General features: G+C 41.7%; 15 protein-coding genes. 4 read left to right on the top strand and 11 right to left on the bottom strand.

Annotated elements, in window-relative coordinates; genetic code table 11:
• Positions 1–4: 4 nt before the first annotated feature.
• Positions 5–1837, bottom strand: coding sequence for an RNA-binding domain-containing protein (locus tag FNW02_RS13570; protein WP_191758071.1), 1833 nt, complete (start codon positions 1835–1837; stop codon positions 5–7).
• Positions 1838–1961: 124 nt separating this feature from the next.
• Positions 1962–2549, bottom strand: coding sequence for a leucyl/phenylalanyl-tRNA--protein transferase (gene aat / locus FNW02_RS13565; RefSeq protein WP_191758070.1), 588 nt, complete (start codon positions 2547–2549; stop codon positions 1962–1964).
• 92 nt (positions 2550–2641) lie between these two features.
• On the opposite strand from aat, the gene FNW02_RS13560 reads away from it, so the two are divergent.
• Positions 2642–2971: a hypothetical protein gene (locus FNW02_RS13560; protein WP_191758069.1), complete on the top strand. Its 330-nt coding sequence runs from the start codon at positions 2642–2644 to the stop codon at positions 2969–2971.
• A 221-nt stretch (positions 2972–3192) separates the two neighbouring features.
• Here the strand turns inward: FNW02_RS13560 and rpsN are convergent, their stop codons facing one another.
• The 6 genes from rpsN to FNW02_RS13530 all read right to left on the bottom strand — a co-directional run bounded on the left by rpsN (position 3193) and on the right by FNW02_RS13530 (position 8357).
• Positions 3193–3495 carry a 30S ribosomal protein S14 gene (rpsN, locus tag FNW02_RS13555; protein WP_191758068.1) on the bottom strand — a complete coding sequence of 101 codons (303 nt, stop codon included), beginning with the start codon at positions 3493–3495 and terminating at the stop codon, positions 3193–3195.
• Between the two features lie 76 nt (positions 3496–3571).
• On the bottom strand, positions 3572–4240 hold the full coding sequence (gene nth / locus FNW02_RS13550; protein ID WP_191758067.1) for an endonuclease III: 669 nt from the start codon (positions 4238–4240) through the stop codon (positions 3572–3574).
• Positions 4241–4589: 349 nt separating this feature from the next.
• The gene (rseP, locus tag FNW02_RS13545; RefSeq protein WP_191758066.1) at positions 4590–5687 is read right to left on the bottom strand and encodes an RIP metalloprotease RseP; all 1098 of its coding nucleotides are present in this window, start codon (positions 5685–5687) and stop codon (positions 4590–4592) included.
• Between the two features lie 136 nt (positions 5688–5823).
• On the bottom strand, positions 5824–7104 hold the full coding sequence (serS, locus tag FNW02_RS13540) for a serine--tRNA ligase (protein WP_191758065.1): 1281 nt from the start codon (positions 7102–7104) through the stop codon (positions 5824–5826).
• A gap of 182 nt (positions 7105–7286) precedes the next feature.
• A complete protein-coding gene (locus tag FNW02_RS13535) occupies positions 7287–7586 on the bottom strand; it encodes a hypothetical protein (RefSeq protein WP_191758064.1) in 300 nt (99 codons plus the stop codon).
• A 192-nt stretch (positions 7587–7778) separates the two neighbouring features.
• Complete coding sequence (locus FNW02_RS13530; RefSeq protein ID WP_191758063.1) at positions 7779–8357, bottom strand: DUF3611 family protein; 579 nt, start codon at positions 8355–8357, stop codon at positions 7779–7781.
• Positions 8358–9079: 722 nt separating this feature from the next.
• Here FNW02_RS13530 and FNW02_RS13525 point away from each other — a divergent pair.
• A complete protein-coding gene (locus tag FNW02_RS13525; RefSeq protein WP_162396718.1) occupies positions 9080–9427 on the top strand; it encodes a PadR family transcriptional regulator in 348 nt (115 codons plus the stop codon).
• Positions 9428–9480: 53 nt separating this feature from the next.
• Positions 9481–10011, top strand: a complete 531-nt coding sequence (locus tag FNW02_RS13520) for a cofactor assembly of complex C subunit B (RefSeq protein ID WP_191758062.1) — start codon at positions 9481–9483, stop codon at positions 10009–10011.
• Positions 10012–10438: 427 nt separating this feature from the next.
• Here FNW02_RS13520 and FNW02_RS13515 read toward each other — a convergent pair whose 3' ends face one another.
• Complete coding sequence (locus tag FNW02_RS13515) at positions 10439–10756, bottom strand: DUF3155 domain-containing protein (protein ID WP_191758061.1); 318 nt, start codon at positions 10754–10756, stop codon at positions 10439–10441.
• 283 nt (positions 10757–11039) lie between these two features.
• Between FNW02_RS13515 and FNW02_RS13510 the strand changes: the two genes are divergently transcribed.
• On the top strand, positions 11040–12389 hold the full coding sequence (locus FNW02_RS13510) for a GAF domain-containing sensor histidine kinase (RefSeq protein WP_191758060.1): 1350 nt from the start codon (positions 11040–11042) through the stop codon (positions 12387–12389).
• A gap of 28 nt (positions 12390–12417) precedes the next feature.
• On the opposite strand, the gene FNW02_RS13505 is transcribed toward FNW02_RS13510, so the two are convergent.
• The gene (locus FNW02_RS13505; protein WP_191758059.1) at positions 12418–13659 is read right to left on the bottom strand and encodes an S-layer homology domain-containing protein; all 1242 of its coding nucleotides are present in this window, start codon (positions 13657–13659) and stop codon (positions 12418–12420) included.
• 395 nt (positions 13660–14054) lie between these two features.
• Complete coding sequence (locus FNW02_RS13500; RefSeq protein ID WP_191758058.1) at positions 14055–14777, bottom strand: conjugal transfer protein TrbI; 723 nt, start codon at positions 14775–14777, stop codon at positions 14055–14057.
• Positions 14778–15340 lie beyond the last annotated feature (563 nt).

Below are 15340 nucleotides of genomic sequence, written 5' to 3'. Positions count from 1 at the left end.
AGGTTTACTGTGAACTAACATTTTCATTAACTATCTCTATTGCAATATACTTCTGGCGTGGGTGATTAGGTTGATGAGGATAGAAGTAGTTAATCCGACCTGACGCAATCAAGGCGCGAATTATTTTTAGAAGATATTGCTTTTTACGTTGTAAAATAGTTTCAATATCATTAACTCCTAGTGGAGCTAATGTACATATTTGTACTATGACTGTTTCTAATGTTAGGCGATTCACTCGACGATGATCCCGGATAACTGTACCTAGCTGCATCAGTTCATTCCAAATATTTATTGGAATAGTTTCTTGTTTGCTGGGCAATGTAACAGTATTTGTAGGCATTCGAGTTCCAGATATCACCTGTGAACTTAACTCGTAACAAGCGTAACGCCCTCCGCTAACCATTTGTAAGAACTGTCGATTACGAAGACCAACTAGTACCTTAGATATGTCAGCTGGGTGCTGTCCAGTCAATCGAGTTAATGTTGCATTATCAACATAGCTATGGTGTTTGGCATGAACCAAGGCTAATTGCTCTGCTTCATTCCATTGAGAACTCAAATTCTTTAGCCAACGACGATCTTCAACAGAAAGCAAGTGAGCCTGACGAAGCTGTAATGTAAATTCGTATCGCTCTGTTCCTGCATCAATTTTGGGCATTTCTAAGCCTAATTCACGCCATGCTCGGATAATTTTTGGGATGCCAGTTCCCGCTTCTTCTGCTAATCCAATTAGACGAAACATGCGGACTAATTCAGGGTTACGCGGATCAGAACGATCACCGTGAAGAAGATCAAATTCAGCAATACGAGAACTTCCAGGGTTCCGAAACAAAAACCCGCTAGGTGTGCGGACAATAAGTGATGCTTCTGGTACAGCATAATCAGCGTGGACAAGAAGGTTTACCAGTGCCTCACGTAGTACAATATGGACAGGGCTTTCCTCAATTCGTGTTGCTCCCTGCAACTGAAAGGCTGTAGCTAGACCTGCTGTTAGGCGAAGATAAATATTCTCAAAAGCACCAAACAAATGTCCTTCCCACGGAACACGATCATCCCAGCGCTTATCGGGATCATCTTCAGTTAGTACCACTCTATAGTCGATAAGGTGACGTGATCGCCACTCCCGAATAGCCCCATCCGTTCCTAGTAAAAGCAATCCTGCGACAGTCAAGCCCTCTTTTCCAGTTCCTCTCTCACGACCATAACCGCCTACTGCTGTCAGAAACCGGAGATCATCATAGGTATTACGCGGTTCGCCAGGGTGAAGTGTTTGATCTAATCGCCTATATCGTGTTAATGCATCTTGGTCTATATCATCTAGGTTAAATCCGGGCAAAATCGCGGAGTCTGCACCGACATCTGACGCTTCACGCATCATCCGATCTACTTCTGGCTTAGTGCAGTGATGATCGCCAGTGTGGCGTCTCACATAAGTACCGTTATATGGGTTGCCATTGATATAAACAGGACGTTGTTGGCGTGGTGCTTCTGGCACACGGATAACAAGTATTTCCTTCTCATCTAAAGTTTCAATCCGTGCATCCTGTGCGTTACAAATTGGGTAATTAATTTTTTGAGGATTACGCAACATGTTGTAGAAATCATCCAACATTTTGGACGGATTAAAAAGCCCTTCAATCTCAAGCATATTATTTGACTCTTTGACGCCCAACAGAATCCACCCACCATTAGTATTGGCAAATGCACTGACTGTCTCCCAGAGACTTTTAGGTATACCGCCTTGGGCTAATTTGACTTCGACTTCTAGCGTTTCACTACCTTGCAATCGCTCAATAAGAATAGCGAGCAAGTTATTAACAGCAGTATCGATAGGCATACTTACTTTCGTCTACGGTTGACATGATAATTGCGGCAGTGTAACACAAATGAAAAATTCTGCTTACACAACAGAGAAAATGATTAACCTAACTAAGAAAGCTTAGTTTCTGTAGCCACAGACTTTAGCCTGACGGAATAATTAGAGAACAGCAGCGTTGCAACGCTTGTTTAAGTAAAGCTTGATATTCTTCATCCCCAACGCGATAAGCACCAAATCTTTCTAAGTGAGGATTCATCATTTGGGCATCGAAAAACACAAATTGCCTCTGGCGCAATCTTTCCACTAACTTTACCATCGCTACCTTTGACCCTTCAGGAATACGGTAGAACATCGATTCGCCAATGAAAGCACCGCCAATGACAATCCCTAAAATTCCCCCAGCGAGTTCGTCACCCTGCCAAGTTTCAAAACTATAAGCATATCCTGTCTGGTAAAGTAACCAGTAAATCTCTTGTAATTCTGGTGAAATCCAAGTTGTTTCGCGGTTAGCGCACCCAACTACCACAGCTTCAAAGTCACGATTAATCGCCACAGTAAACCGCTCTTGATTAAGGACACGTTGCAAAGACTTAGGGTAACGAAATCGTTCATCTAAAGGGATGAAAGTCCGATCGCGACTTCCGTACCAACTCAGGCGATCGCGCTCATCAGCCATGAGAAAATAACCTTGAGCATAACCTTGAACAATGGCGGCGATATCATATTGCATAAATATATAAAAATATCGGAGAAACGCAATTTGATGTTAACAACCATCCTCAGCGTTCCTCAGCGTTTACCTCAGCGTTTAAAATAAAAAAGATGACTCAACCAATCCCACCCATCACTCTACCACCGCCCGAAAATCCCCAACTCGAAGGTCAATGGTTGCAAGAGAGTTTATTGCGGTGGCTAGATACAGAATTTATCCCCGAAGCAGTCAATCAAAATATCGCCCAACGTGCAGCACAGATTTTCGTGCGTCAACGGATGGAAGGAGAAAACGACCTAGGTTCTCTGGTAATTGCCATTGTCACAGAGATGCAGTCGTATGATTTTTCCAATAGCTTCTATGGAGAGTTTGCGATCGCCAACGCCGTTAGCGACCTACTCTTAGAAAGTCTGGGAATTGATAAGTGTTGTGGTCAATAATGTTTGTCATTTGTCATTTGTCCTCTCTTACAAAGTTGAGCCAGTTGCTTGTGCGGGTTAAGAGACTTGTGCATTAGCGTAGCGGTAGCGACGCAGGAACGTCACTGGCGTCTAATCTAAGGAAGCTTTAGCTCAGTACTTTGCGCTTAGTCATTTGTTCTTTACCAATGACTAATGACTAATGATTATTGTACAGACGCGATTAATCGCGTCTCTACTGACTACCAGCTAGACTTAACCACTCCAGGCAAAAGACCTTCATGTGCCCATTCCCGCAGGACATTCCGAGATAGCCCAAAATCGCGGTAAACACCTCTAGAACGACCAGTTACCCAGCAACGGTTACGGCGGCGGGTGGGCGCACTGTTCCGGGGTAGCTGTTGAATTTGTCGGTGGATTTCCAGCTTATCTAGCGGAGATTCTGCACTTTTGAAATCATCCAGCAGAGCTTCCCGCTTGTCAGCATACTTTTCTACCAACTTGGCGCGTTTTTTCTCGCGCTCAATCATGCTCTTTTTCGCCATACATTTTCTAATTTCTTTAAAGACAGCATTTTCTATTCTACAGTCTCCCCATCAATTCTAGGGCTACTTGTGTTCTCTACCCTATTACCACTGGTTTATTAGCGGCAGGACATAAATCGGCAAGTTCACAAGCAACACAGGCAGGAGAGCGGGCTTTACAAACAGCACGACCATGATAAATTAGCCTAATTGACCAATTTTCCCAATCTGATTGTGGCAATAACTCCATTAAATCTTGCTCAATCCGAACGGGGTCTGTATGCTCAGTTAAACCCAAGCGATCGCTCAGACGCTTAACGTGAGTATCTACTGTTACCCCAGCATTAATGCCATAAGCATGAGCCAGAACTACATTTGCTGTTTTGCGTGCCACACCTGGAAGCTGCAACAGTTGCTTCATTTGATTGGGGACGATAGAGTCAAACTCGGTAACAATCATCCGACAAGCGGCTTGAATATTCTTGGCCTTATTGCGATAAAATCCTGTCGAACGTACCAAGTTTTCTAACTCTACCAAATCCGCGATCGCCAAACTAGCTGCATCGGGAAACCGACTAAATAAAGCTGGCGTCACTTTATTTACTCGTTCATCAGTACACTGAGCCGAAAGAATTGTTGCTACCAGCAGTTGCACCGGCGTTGAGTAGTTTAAAGAGCAAGTAGCGTCTGGATAAAAATGTTTCAAACGAGCTAAAATTTCTAGCGCCCGTTGCTTTTTAGACAAGAATTTACGGGTAACGCTCACTGGATTTTTAGTTAAAATGCTTTCAAACTGAGTTCGTTTTGATAACTTGCACCAATGTCAATCAGCATCCTTACACGCCCTGCAATCAATTGCAGCGGTTCATAGCCCAACTCCACGCTTGCGTGGACTTAACCCTAACTTAGTCTTTTTTAGAAGACTTTAGCTATTAGCCTAGGAATGAATTCCTAGGCGGTTGTTTCTAGGAGCGTAAGATTTCAGTTTCAACAGACTTTGTTCTTAGCTTTGGAACTTAATTTCCAAGCGTTATAGCAACGAAGTCAGAGGTAAAAAAATACTGGTAATGAAAAGGACTTCAGCCTGATAGCGTTAAATAAATTTTGCCAGAGGCTCATTGCAATAATTTTTGCACCCATTCCAACTGGCTAGTTAATTGGGTGGTTTCTTTAACTATCAGAAAAATTCCTAGTCCTAACAGTAGCACCAAACCAGTTTGCATGACACCTTCTTGAATGCGATTGGGCAAGGGCTTACCGCGCAAACCTTCAATCAGCAGAAAAGCGAGTTGTCCCCCATCCAAAGCCGGTAGTGGCAAAATGTTAATAATCGCTAAGTTAATGCTGATTAGTGCGGCAAAGAAGAACAAACTACCTGTATCATTTTGGGCAATGTTGGCACCAATTTCCACAATTTTAATAGGCCCAGCTACTTGACTAGCTGTTTCGCCAAAGTTGGTAATTAGTTGCCCAAAACCTTTAAAAGTTGTTGTCACAAGTCGCTGAAATTCTGTAGCACCAAAATTCAAAGCTGCTATTGGATTAGTAACGCGACGACGCACAACTTTCCCGTTGGGAGCAAGTCCGATACCAATACTACCTCCATTGGATTTGGCTTCAGGAATCACATTCACAGCTAGTTTTTGATCGCCACGGGCAACTTCTAGTTGAACGGGCTTACCTGGACTAGTTTTAATGATGTCCCTTAAAGTTTCTATCTCTTGCAGCGATTTCCCAAATTCTCTTTGATTAGCTGCTAATATAACGTCTCCTGCCTGAATGCCTGCTTTAGCTGCTACAGAACTAACCTCTGGTGCGAGCTGTTGGATCAATACCCCGTTTTGGCTGGCTTGCCCTATGCCAATGAAACTAACCTGGGCCACCAGTAACATATAGGCAAATATTAAATTTGCGATCACTCCGGCACTGATAACGATCGCCCGGTCTAAAATTGGACGGTTACGCAGCAGATTTGGGTCATTGGGTGGAATATCGCTATCGGGGTCATCATCGGGAAAGCCCACAAAACCACCCAAAGGAAAAGCACGGACAGCATATTCGGTTTGCGATCCTTGATACTTCCAAAGAACTGGGCCAAAACCTAAAGAAAAGCGGTTAACGTAAATACCTTGAGAACGTGCTGCAACAAAATGTCCCAACTCGTGAACCAAGATCAAAACAGCCAAGACTGCGATCGCTGCTAAAACTGACATAGAGCAAATTAGTGAAGATATTAAGCTATATACTTATCTCCATTTTAAGATGTGTCACAAGATAGGACTTCTCTCAATGGGATATTTCCGTCGTCTATTGGCATTAGTCACTGGTAAAGGACAAATGACAACTGAACTACAATACCTCACGTCCTAAGTAAGGTTGCAACGCTTCTGGTATCCGTACCGTCCCATCTAGTTGCTGATAATTCTCCAGAATTGCTGCCATTGTCCGTCCCACCGCCAAACCAGAACCGTTAAGGGTATGTACAAACTGCGTACCTTTTTTCCCCGCCTCTTTGAAGCGAATATCAGCCCGTCGCGCCTGGAAGTCTATAGTATTAGAACAGCTGGAAATTTCGCGGTATTTACCAGAAGATGGCAGCCAAACTTCTAAATCATAGGTTTTGGTTGAGGAGAATCCCAAATCCCCACTGCATAAACTTACTACTCGATAAGGCAATTGTAACGCCTGCAAAATCGCTTCTGCATTCCCCACCAATCTCTCCAATTCATCAAAAGAAGTGCTGGGATGGACAAATTTTACCAGTTCCACTTTATTAAATTGATGCAGGCGGATTAATCCTCGCATATCACGCCCATAACTCCCAGCTTCACGACGAAAACAGGGAGTATAAGCACAGTGGTAGATAGGCAAGTCTTCAGCGGCGAGAATTTCACCCCGGTAGAGGTTAGTAACGGGTACTTCCGCTGTGGGAATCAACCATAAGTCATCGTCAGCACATTTAAAACTTTCCTCAGCGAACTTTGGTAGCTGACCAGTCGCCGTCAAAGACGCAGTATTAACTAACAACGGCGGACTGACTTCTATATACCCAGCTTGAGTCTGGACAGAGAGCATAAATTGAATTAATGCCCTCTCCAGCGCTGCACCAGCGCCTATCAGGGTTATAAAGCGACTTTGAGCAACTTTTACAGCCCGCTCAACATTGAGAATACCTAGCTTTTCGCCAATTTCCCAGTGAGGCAGAATATTCGGGTTTTGGATAATGTACTCATCACCCCAACGACGCACTTCTACATTCTCTTCTTCACTCTTACCAATGGGTGTGGAGTCGCTTGGTAAGTTAGGAAGTGCCAGCAAAAGTTGTGCAATTTCAGCTTTAAGGTCTTTTTCCTGCGGTTCCAGTTCACTCAATTGAGTTCTGATGGAATTGCCTTCATCCCGTAGAGTCTGAATTTCTGAGTCTTGAGAATCGATACCAGATTTGATCTTTTGTCCGACTATTTTACCGATTTCGTTGCTACGAGCTTGGAGCTGGCTACGCGTCACTTCCAGTTCCCGTTGTTGTCGATCTAGCTGTAATATGGGCTGAATGTCATATTTACCACTGCGACTATCCAACCGTTCCTGAATTAATTGTGGATTTTCCCGTATTTGCTTAATATCCAGCACAGATTTTTCTCAGTCTTTCGCCTAGTATCTTCCTGTCAACACATCAGCAGCATATAGTAATTTTGCCTTCCTGTGACTAGAAAAACAAAATTTGTTAGAACAATCAGTCTTGGTTTACTAAAAAAAAATTTAGCCCTAGCATTATTACCAAGGCTACAAAAATAGATAATTCGCCAAATCAATCAGTTTTGAGGTTCTGTGGTGACTGTCGTATTAGTAACTTGAGCAAGACCCTGACCTTTCCCATTACTGTCATTAACAGCTGCAAAGGTTTTTTGATTTACAGTCATTTGTTCCTTGTCATCTTTAAGTTGTCCAGCAGGTGAAGGCAACCAGTATGCAAGTACACTTGATAACCCACCCCAGTAAAGTGCAAGATTCTCCTTGTCCCGTGCTGAGCCAATCTGAAAAACACACAGCCCAAGCACAATGGTACTAAAGAAAACCTGTATAGCAAATTTCCATGCTTCTTGATTTTTCACGATATAAGACTTCCAATAAAGGTTAATCTCGTCCCTGTGCCAAGTGTGGCATCACCCATTAAAAGGATGTTTCTTCAGGAACTATCATAGAAGTCTTCACACTTAGGATTGATTGTTTCGGAAAAGTCAGGATAAACCTTTTTGATTTATAAGTAATAAGTCAAAATTACTCTTACTTTGCCACTCATCCTGTTAAGCTCGGTTGATGCGATTGAGTAGCCAAAGTGACCCTACAAGACCTGCAAAATGCGCTGAGACAGTATTAGTGTTGGCCTGTACTACAAGCATATCTAGACCACTAATTATTCGGGTGGGATCAAAAAACTGGGTAGTTATGGCTTGGGGAGATATAGACCTTGCTACCAACGTACCAACGATCGCTTGCGCCCCTAAAAGAGTTACTAACGTTCCCGCCAAGTTCACCCATAATCCTAAGCGTAAGACTTGCACAGTCTCGCTTTTCCGAGGTCGGTTACTGGGATTGGAGGATTGCAGTTGCCTGCCGATTCTAGTGTAGCGATAAGCTAAATAAATACCTCCACCCAAAACAATCAGTCCACAAACTGCTAAAAAAACACCAAAACCAGTTCCAGGGTTATTACTAGGACTGCCAGATCTTTGACTAAAGATGGCGAACAGCAGCACAATTATGCCAGAAACAACGCCTAGTACTAACTGAATCCAAAAGCTAATCCAACCTATAAGGCGAAAAGTTTGGGCAATTGCTCGGAGAGTAGAGGAAGACGATGGAGCATCGGGGATTTGTGACATAACTGATCACCAAGATACTAGGCGCTTGATAAGTTTACTATCACACTTACCAGATGAAACAATAGGATCTCAAGCCCAGAAAGTTAGAAGTACTAAAAGAATGGTTGGGCTATAAAACCTGCATAGTGATGGCTCCGTTAACGCTTTTCCTTTTTTACGAGAGGCTGCGCCAACGGAACACTATACGTAGCTTGATTCCCGGTCGGAGGGTCAACTGAATTTCAGTAACTCAGCACTATGTCTTTCAGTACTGAATGTTCGCTTGAGTGTGTTCACTAGCAGAACGGTTATAACCAAGACATCTCGTTTAGCTTGATTTTTTAGAATATACATTGGGAAAACCACTGTCAAACAAAGTGTTTATTAAGTTTTACAGACAAAACGGCATTTTACCTGTAAAATTTCTTCGATAGCATCTTATGCTTAAGCAGTTCTAACCCGCTCGGCATCGCTTAACACTAAGACTCTGGCTTCGCCATTGTCTAAATCGCTCCTCACAACACCGTATCGAGCTTGGGTAGGGGTGTAATATATTGCACCTCTAAAACTCGCAAATTTTTCCTACAACTTTACAGAGGTGTGGGTAATTATTGTGTTGTTTACATTTTGAAAATCTGGCCCAAGTAGCATTATATACTTACTCATTTTGTAGTAAAACTATATACTGACTACAATCCTTGTAGACCTTACCCTAAGGCATTTTTTTTAGCCATTCACTAACCATGAAACTTGAGGATATATATCAATTCTTTGAGAATCCTCCGCCAACTTACCTCTGTCAGGAACTAGCAGTTTGTTACATACTGTATGTTTTGCTACAAGGTGAATCCTACGGAACCGAGTTAATCCAGCGACTAGAAACTGAATATTCCACATATAGACTTTCGGACACCGTGCTTTATAGTGCGATCAAATTTCTTGAAGACCAAAGGGCAATTACTGGATATTGGAAGAAACTCGAAGGGCGAGGACGCCCTAGGCGGATGTACCAAGTTTCTCCAGAATGGCAAGTTCAAGCACAGGATTTGGCTTTTCTTTGGCAAGATTACATAAACGGAAGGACAAATTAAGGAATATATTGATAATGAATAAGTCTCCTCCAGTCGCACAGTAACAAATAGTTATGGATACTGCTATTCTGCCATCTACGTTGCTGCTAACCTTGTTGTTATCGGTTGGACTGTTTTTCTTTATTCGTGCTTCGACCAAAGACCGTACACAAACAGTGCAACTGGTATCTCAGCAAGATGAAGCTACTTTAATGTCTCAATTAAAGGAGTATTTTCGCTTGCGGTCTTACCGAGTGGCAGCGGTAGACCGAGAACAAAACCAAGTGACTTTTGAAGGGTTTGTTAGACCCAGCTGGTTCTTAGCTATATTTTTGACTGTGCTGGCATCTACTGGCTTTGTTTGCCTATCACTAGTTCTGTCGCTACTTTTTCCTGGCCTCAGTAAGCTTTCTCTGGCTATGGTACTACTGTCGCCTTTGAGTGGTATATTTTATTGGAAAAAAGCTGGAAGACTTGAGAAGGTGTCTCTCAAGGTAGAAGCAACCCAGAGCGAACAACCCTCCCCAAGTAAGATAACTGTAGTTGCCCATCGAGATGAACTCATTGAATTGCAGAGGAACCTACAGTTAAAGGCTGGTGAATAATTGCTGGTTTTATTCACTATCCTCTATCTTTTGATATGCAGACTTCTGACTTACTCCTTGAGCAATGGACAGTAGAGAGAAGTAAACAACTAGTGCTTTCTTTATCAATTTTCCCCACAACGCAAGTTGTGGGGAAAAGTTTAATGTTGAAAGAGCGTATTTAACAATCTACCTGGATGCAAACGCAACTTCACTAGCGCTTGATATCCTCACTCCCTTCTGTATCATCTGACTAGTAATAATCAATTCATGCAATTAACCTAGTGTGGTTGAAGACGAGTTGATTCTCCAAATACCTGGACTAGCCTGACTGGCAAATTCAGTTACAAACTAAAAAAAAAGAAATTTTTGCATAAACTGAGCAAGTTTGCCAGTTAAATGATTGTCAGAAGCCACACTATAAATTTGTCAGATGACCATTTATGGTTCACCTACTAGCCAAAGCAAGGGGTTCTTGACTAGATGAAGGTTCTAACACCCTCAGGCTAGGAAACAAGAAATGGTTTTCTTCTACGTATTGAGCACCAAACAGTCCCTTTTCTGCCCAGAAATAACGGTCTGTGGTGTGTTCGTTTCGCTTTACGAGTAGCAACGCCGGTGGCAAAATACCTTCAGCTTGAATGAATTTTCTCGCTGCTGTCACAGGTTTTTCTTCGCCGCTTTCGATGCTATATTGAGGCACATGTTCCAGAATTCGTCGTCCTTCTTGGCGACGACGACTTTTCCTTTTACGTCTCCTTGCCAACCTATTGTCCTCCTCTTTCAAGCTATAGATTGTAGTGATAGCTACAAAATCCGTCGTCATTATATAAGTTCTAGTTCAAAATATCAATAGTAATTAACCTTTTGATACAAGAAAAAATAATATCTTTTGAAGATATATAAATTAAAAGTAGCTAAGGATATAATCCCCTGGTACAAAGCATCACTAAAAATATTCAGTTAAGCTTTATTAAATGAGTGAGGGAAAACTAAGTGTTCTTTTTTATCATCCCTCAAAGTCTGTAATTCTGAGCAAATGCTAAAAAATGTTAATGTCTGCCAGTTCTGATTTTCTTGCTCTGTGCCGAGAGCAAATATCACTGCTCACCCAAGGGTTAGGAGCATCTTTGAGTGTTGTGTACTTAACACAAGAATTGGTAGAGTCGAGTTCAGGTGAGGCAAAACTAGTTCCTGTAATGGTTTACCCGGAGACAGCAGCACTGCGGCAAGGAGAGGATACTGCTGAGTCAATACTACGCAAACAATTGAAAGTAGGAAATATATTAGTATTACCCAATCATCAAGGAAGGTTGTTGTTAGCGGGCTCAGATCCCACCTCATCACGGGAGTATGAGACACAAGATACTACTCAACCTCATTTAAGAGAGGAATACTTGCTTGGTGGTAAGCAAATTGTTTTACCTCTAATTTATGAGGGTGTGATGATGGGATTATTGGTGACAGGTAGAGAAGATCGCGTATGGAATGAACATGAGCAAAGTGAAATTCAACGGATAGCTCAAACATTAGCGATCGCTTGCATTTTGGATCAGCGACGAGCATGGTTGCAACAACAGTTGCATGAACAACAAATTCTTCAAGAAAAACAGCGGGATTTGCTAGATAACTTATTACACCAGTTTCGTAACCCATTAACAGCGTTGCGAACTTTTGGCAAACTACTATTAAAGCGATTACGACCAGCGGATGCTAACCGTGATGTAGCAAATAGTATAGTGCGGGAGAGCGATCGCCTCGAAGAATTGCTGCAACAATTCGATAAAGTAATTGACTTGACAGAGGCAGATTTAGCACCACTCTCGCTCCCTGAACATGAAGTATTGGTAGAAGCAACTGTCCAAAAAGATGCCAAACCAGCGCTATTATTACCAGGAACGGGAGACAAAGAAACTGATTGCTCGTTAGCAGATATATTAAAACCATTATTAGTATCAGCCAAAGCAATAGCGCAGGAGCGAAATCTCAAACTAATAGCTGAAATTAAGCAGATGCCACTAGTACGCGCCAATGTTAAAGCTTTACAAGAAGTATTGAGCAATATCATTGATAATGCATTGAAATACACTCCCGCTGGTGGTAAAATTTTGATCCAAGCGGGACAAAAAAAAGCTAATTTTCAAGGAATTGTCATCAGTGATAACGGCCCTGGCATTCCACCCGAAGATTTAGAGCATCTTGGAGAACGACATTACCGGGGTGTACAAGCGCAAACAGAAATTCCTGGCACGGGTTTAGGGTTAGCGATCGCTAAACAATTAATAGAGCAAATGCAGGGCAAAATTGAAATTTTCAGCCCTGCAATCAACTCAGTAATTACTTCACCCAATGCACCAGGAACTACATTTATTATTTGGTTGCCTGAAGTTAAAAATTAGTTAAAAATGCATAGTTCTTAACTCTTGACTATCTTAGTGAAACCAGCAAATTTTGATTGATCGTCATTTGTAGATCGGTATCTGGATCAATTGCGATTAAATCAACACTATTTTTACCAAAGAACAGACCAATCAACGCACCTATACCAGCGCCACCCAAAACTTCTTCTGTGGCGATCGCGCGATCGCCTGTAACAGCAGATACCGCTGCTGCTGCTCCTGCACCTAATACAGTATTCTTGAGAATTGCACCTGTACTAGTACCTTTTTTGACTGTTTCGGTTTTGGTGATCACTTCCGAAGTAGCGTTAATTTGATACTCTTGGCCTGTAGGCAACACTAGTTTCTCAGCAACGAATTGAGAGCCGCCCTGAACTGGTTTAAGTTGACCAATCACTTGGCTACCAGCAGGAATTATTACACTTCCTTCTTGAGTAACTACATTTTGGTTTACTGTAAGTGTTAAAGGCGCTGTTTCATCTTTAGTGACAAGAATTTTTTCAGCCTGATCATACTTCACAGGAATAGCAGTTCCTTGAGGAATGGTCACAGCTACAGGGGTTGGGGTCGTAGACTGAGTAGCTACGATATAGGGCGAGTTAATTGCTGAGGCTTGATTAGAACTGACCAACGCTTGGTAGATAAAAGCAGCTACCTGTGCCCGTGTGGCGGTTGTAGTTGGATTCAAAAACTTCACATTAGGATAGTTCACCACAATTTGCTTCTCAGTCGCCGCAGCGATAGGGCGACGGGCATAGTCAGCGATGCTAGAGGCATCGTTGAAGTATTGCAGAGTGCTTGTGGTATCACCGCTAGGAGTATATCCTAAACCGTTAGCGAGGGAAACCAAGACCTGCTGGCGGGGAATAGCCTCGTTAGGTCTGAAGAGATTGCCAGGATAACCTGACAAGAAACCGATAGTATAAGCTTGCCCAATTGCACTAGATGCCCAATAGTTGCTTGGCACATCAGCAAAATTGATTCCCTGTCTTTGCTGTGCTTTTTGAAAGGCTTTGTTGACCATAGCGGCAAATTGAGCGCGTGTTACCGCTTGTTCTGGGCGGAAGCTACCATCAGGAAATCCGGCAATTACACCTCGCCCAGATAATTCTTGAATAAACTGTGCTGCCCAATAGTTAGATGAAACGTCATAAAAAGTTGTTTGAGCAAAAGATGGTGTAGCTGTAATAAAAGGAGCTATAGTACCTGCTGTAATGCTCAAAGCCATGAGTGCAGATGTTCCAGATTGCCAATTTTTTAAAGCAAACATTAGTTTCTTATTTCTCTACAATTAATTGTTCTTCTGTTAATTAAATAGACATTAATTAAAGTATGAAGTTCCTAGAAAGTTAAGTTTATCAGTAGTTAATTTTAAAATTAAAATATTGTATATCCTAATTAAATGGACAATTGTAGACGTTGCAATGCAACGTCTTCTAATACAGAGGTTATTGGTAGTGCCAATTGTTTTAGTTAAAGGGTATTACTTTATATTTAACAAGACGAGACATTAATAAAATAGTTGCTAGTCAATAAAAATTTTTACTATTAAGTAGTCTTTAAAAAGAATAAATTTTAGCTAAAAATGAAGCGATCGCACACTCTAGTTGAAGTGGCGATCGCTAATTGGGGATAATTAAATTCACAACTTGAAAAGAGTTAAGCTTAGTAGCGATATGGTACTAAGTTCAAGTTAGAGTTGAGTGTGAGCCTCAAATCTTGTTCAGGTCTGAGGACAAAAACAGTTGCTTCTTTTTTCCGCAACAGCACACTTGCTGCTGCACCCGCCGCACCACCGATAATAGGTTCCAATACCTCAATTCTGCGGTTGCCTGTAATTAGAGAAATGACGCTAGCAGCACCAGCACCAATAGCTGCATCAGTTAATATACTGCCTGTATCGGCTCCCTTAGAAATTTTTTCAGTTCTAGTATATGTCCTAGAAGTTGCATTAATCTGCTGACGTTGACCAGAAGAAAATACTAATTCCTGGGCTACAAACCTTACACCTTTTCTATTGTTATCGTTGTTATAATCCCTATCCCTGTTGTAATCTCTATCGCTTGAATAACTGTCCAAATTTACAGGTTCTAACCGTCCTACAACTTCAGTTCCAGCGGGAATCAATACATTTCTGTTCCTATCAATAATATCATTTGCTATTTTCAGCGTTAGGGATAAACTTTCCCCAGGAGTAACAACTACTTTATCTTTTTCGTAGGTGACAGGAAAAGATACATTAGCAGGAATAGTAACTGTTCTGGATTGCCCAATATTGTATTGTGCATTAGCAGGAGCAAAGGCAATCATCGGAGTAATAGCACTTGTGGCAATTGCCATTGTCATGAGTGCAGCGGTTCCAGATTTCCAGCGAATAAGGTGTGTCATAAGAGGCTTTCCGTGAGTGCGAGTGATGTATTTAATGACGATGAGTCACTGAGATTGTTTCTGACTGCTTTTGAACTTATCTATAGGCATATTCCGCAGGTAAAAGCACTTTGATGACGCGGAATATGTACAATTGTTCCTTAAGTTTTTTATCTTGTTAATGTACCTAAATAAATAGAGAACAAGACACTTGTGTAACGTACAACTACCTATTATTACTTCCAAATATAGTTTTATAATTTACGCCCACATATTTATAGCCACTGAATAGAGACGAATGGGCTAACTTGTGAACTCTTACTTTTATTGTAGGTTTATTTGCTATGGCTTAGGAAATACTTTCGTTTTCCTTTAGAATTGCTAAAGTCAATTTATAGGATAACTATTAATGGAACCGAGTGAAACACAATACTTGATTATTAACGCACTTACTACTCTATAGGAATCATATTTGATTTCTGAAAAAAACTGCGAGATAATACGGAGAAAGATATCTGTCTAACAGAGAACAATGATAAGTCAGCATCTACAAGCCGTGATCGCAGAACTACAAGAATTTATAG

This window comes from Komarekiella delphini-convector SJRDD-AB1 (assembly GCF_014831675.1).
GTDB lineage: Bacteria > Cyanobacteriota > Cyanobacteriia > Cyanobacteriales > Nostocaceae > Komarekiella.
This window is presented reverse-complemented; position numbering and strand designations above follow the sequence as displayed.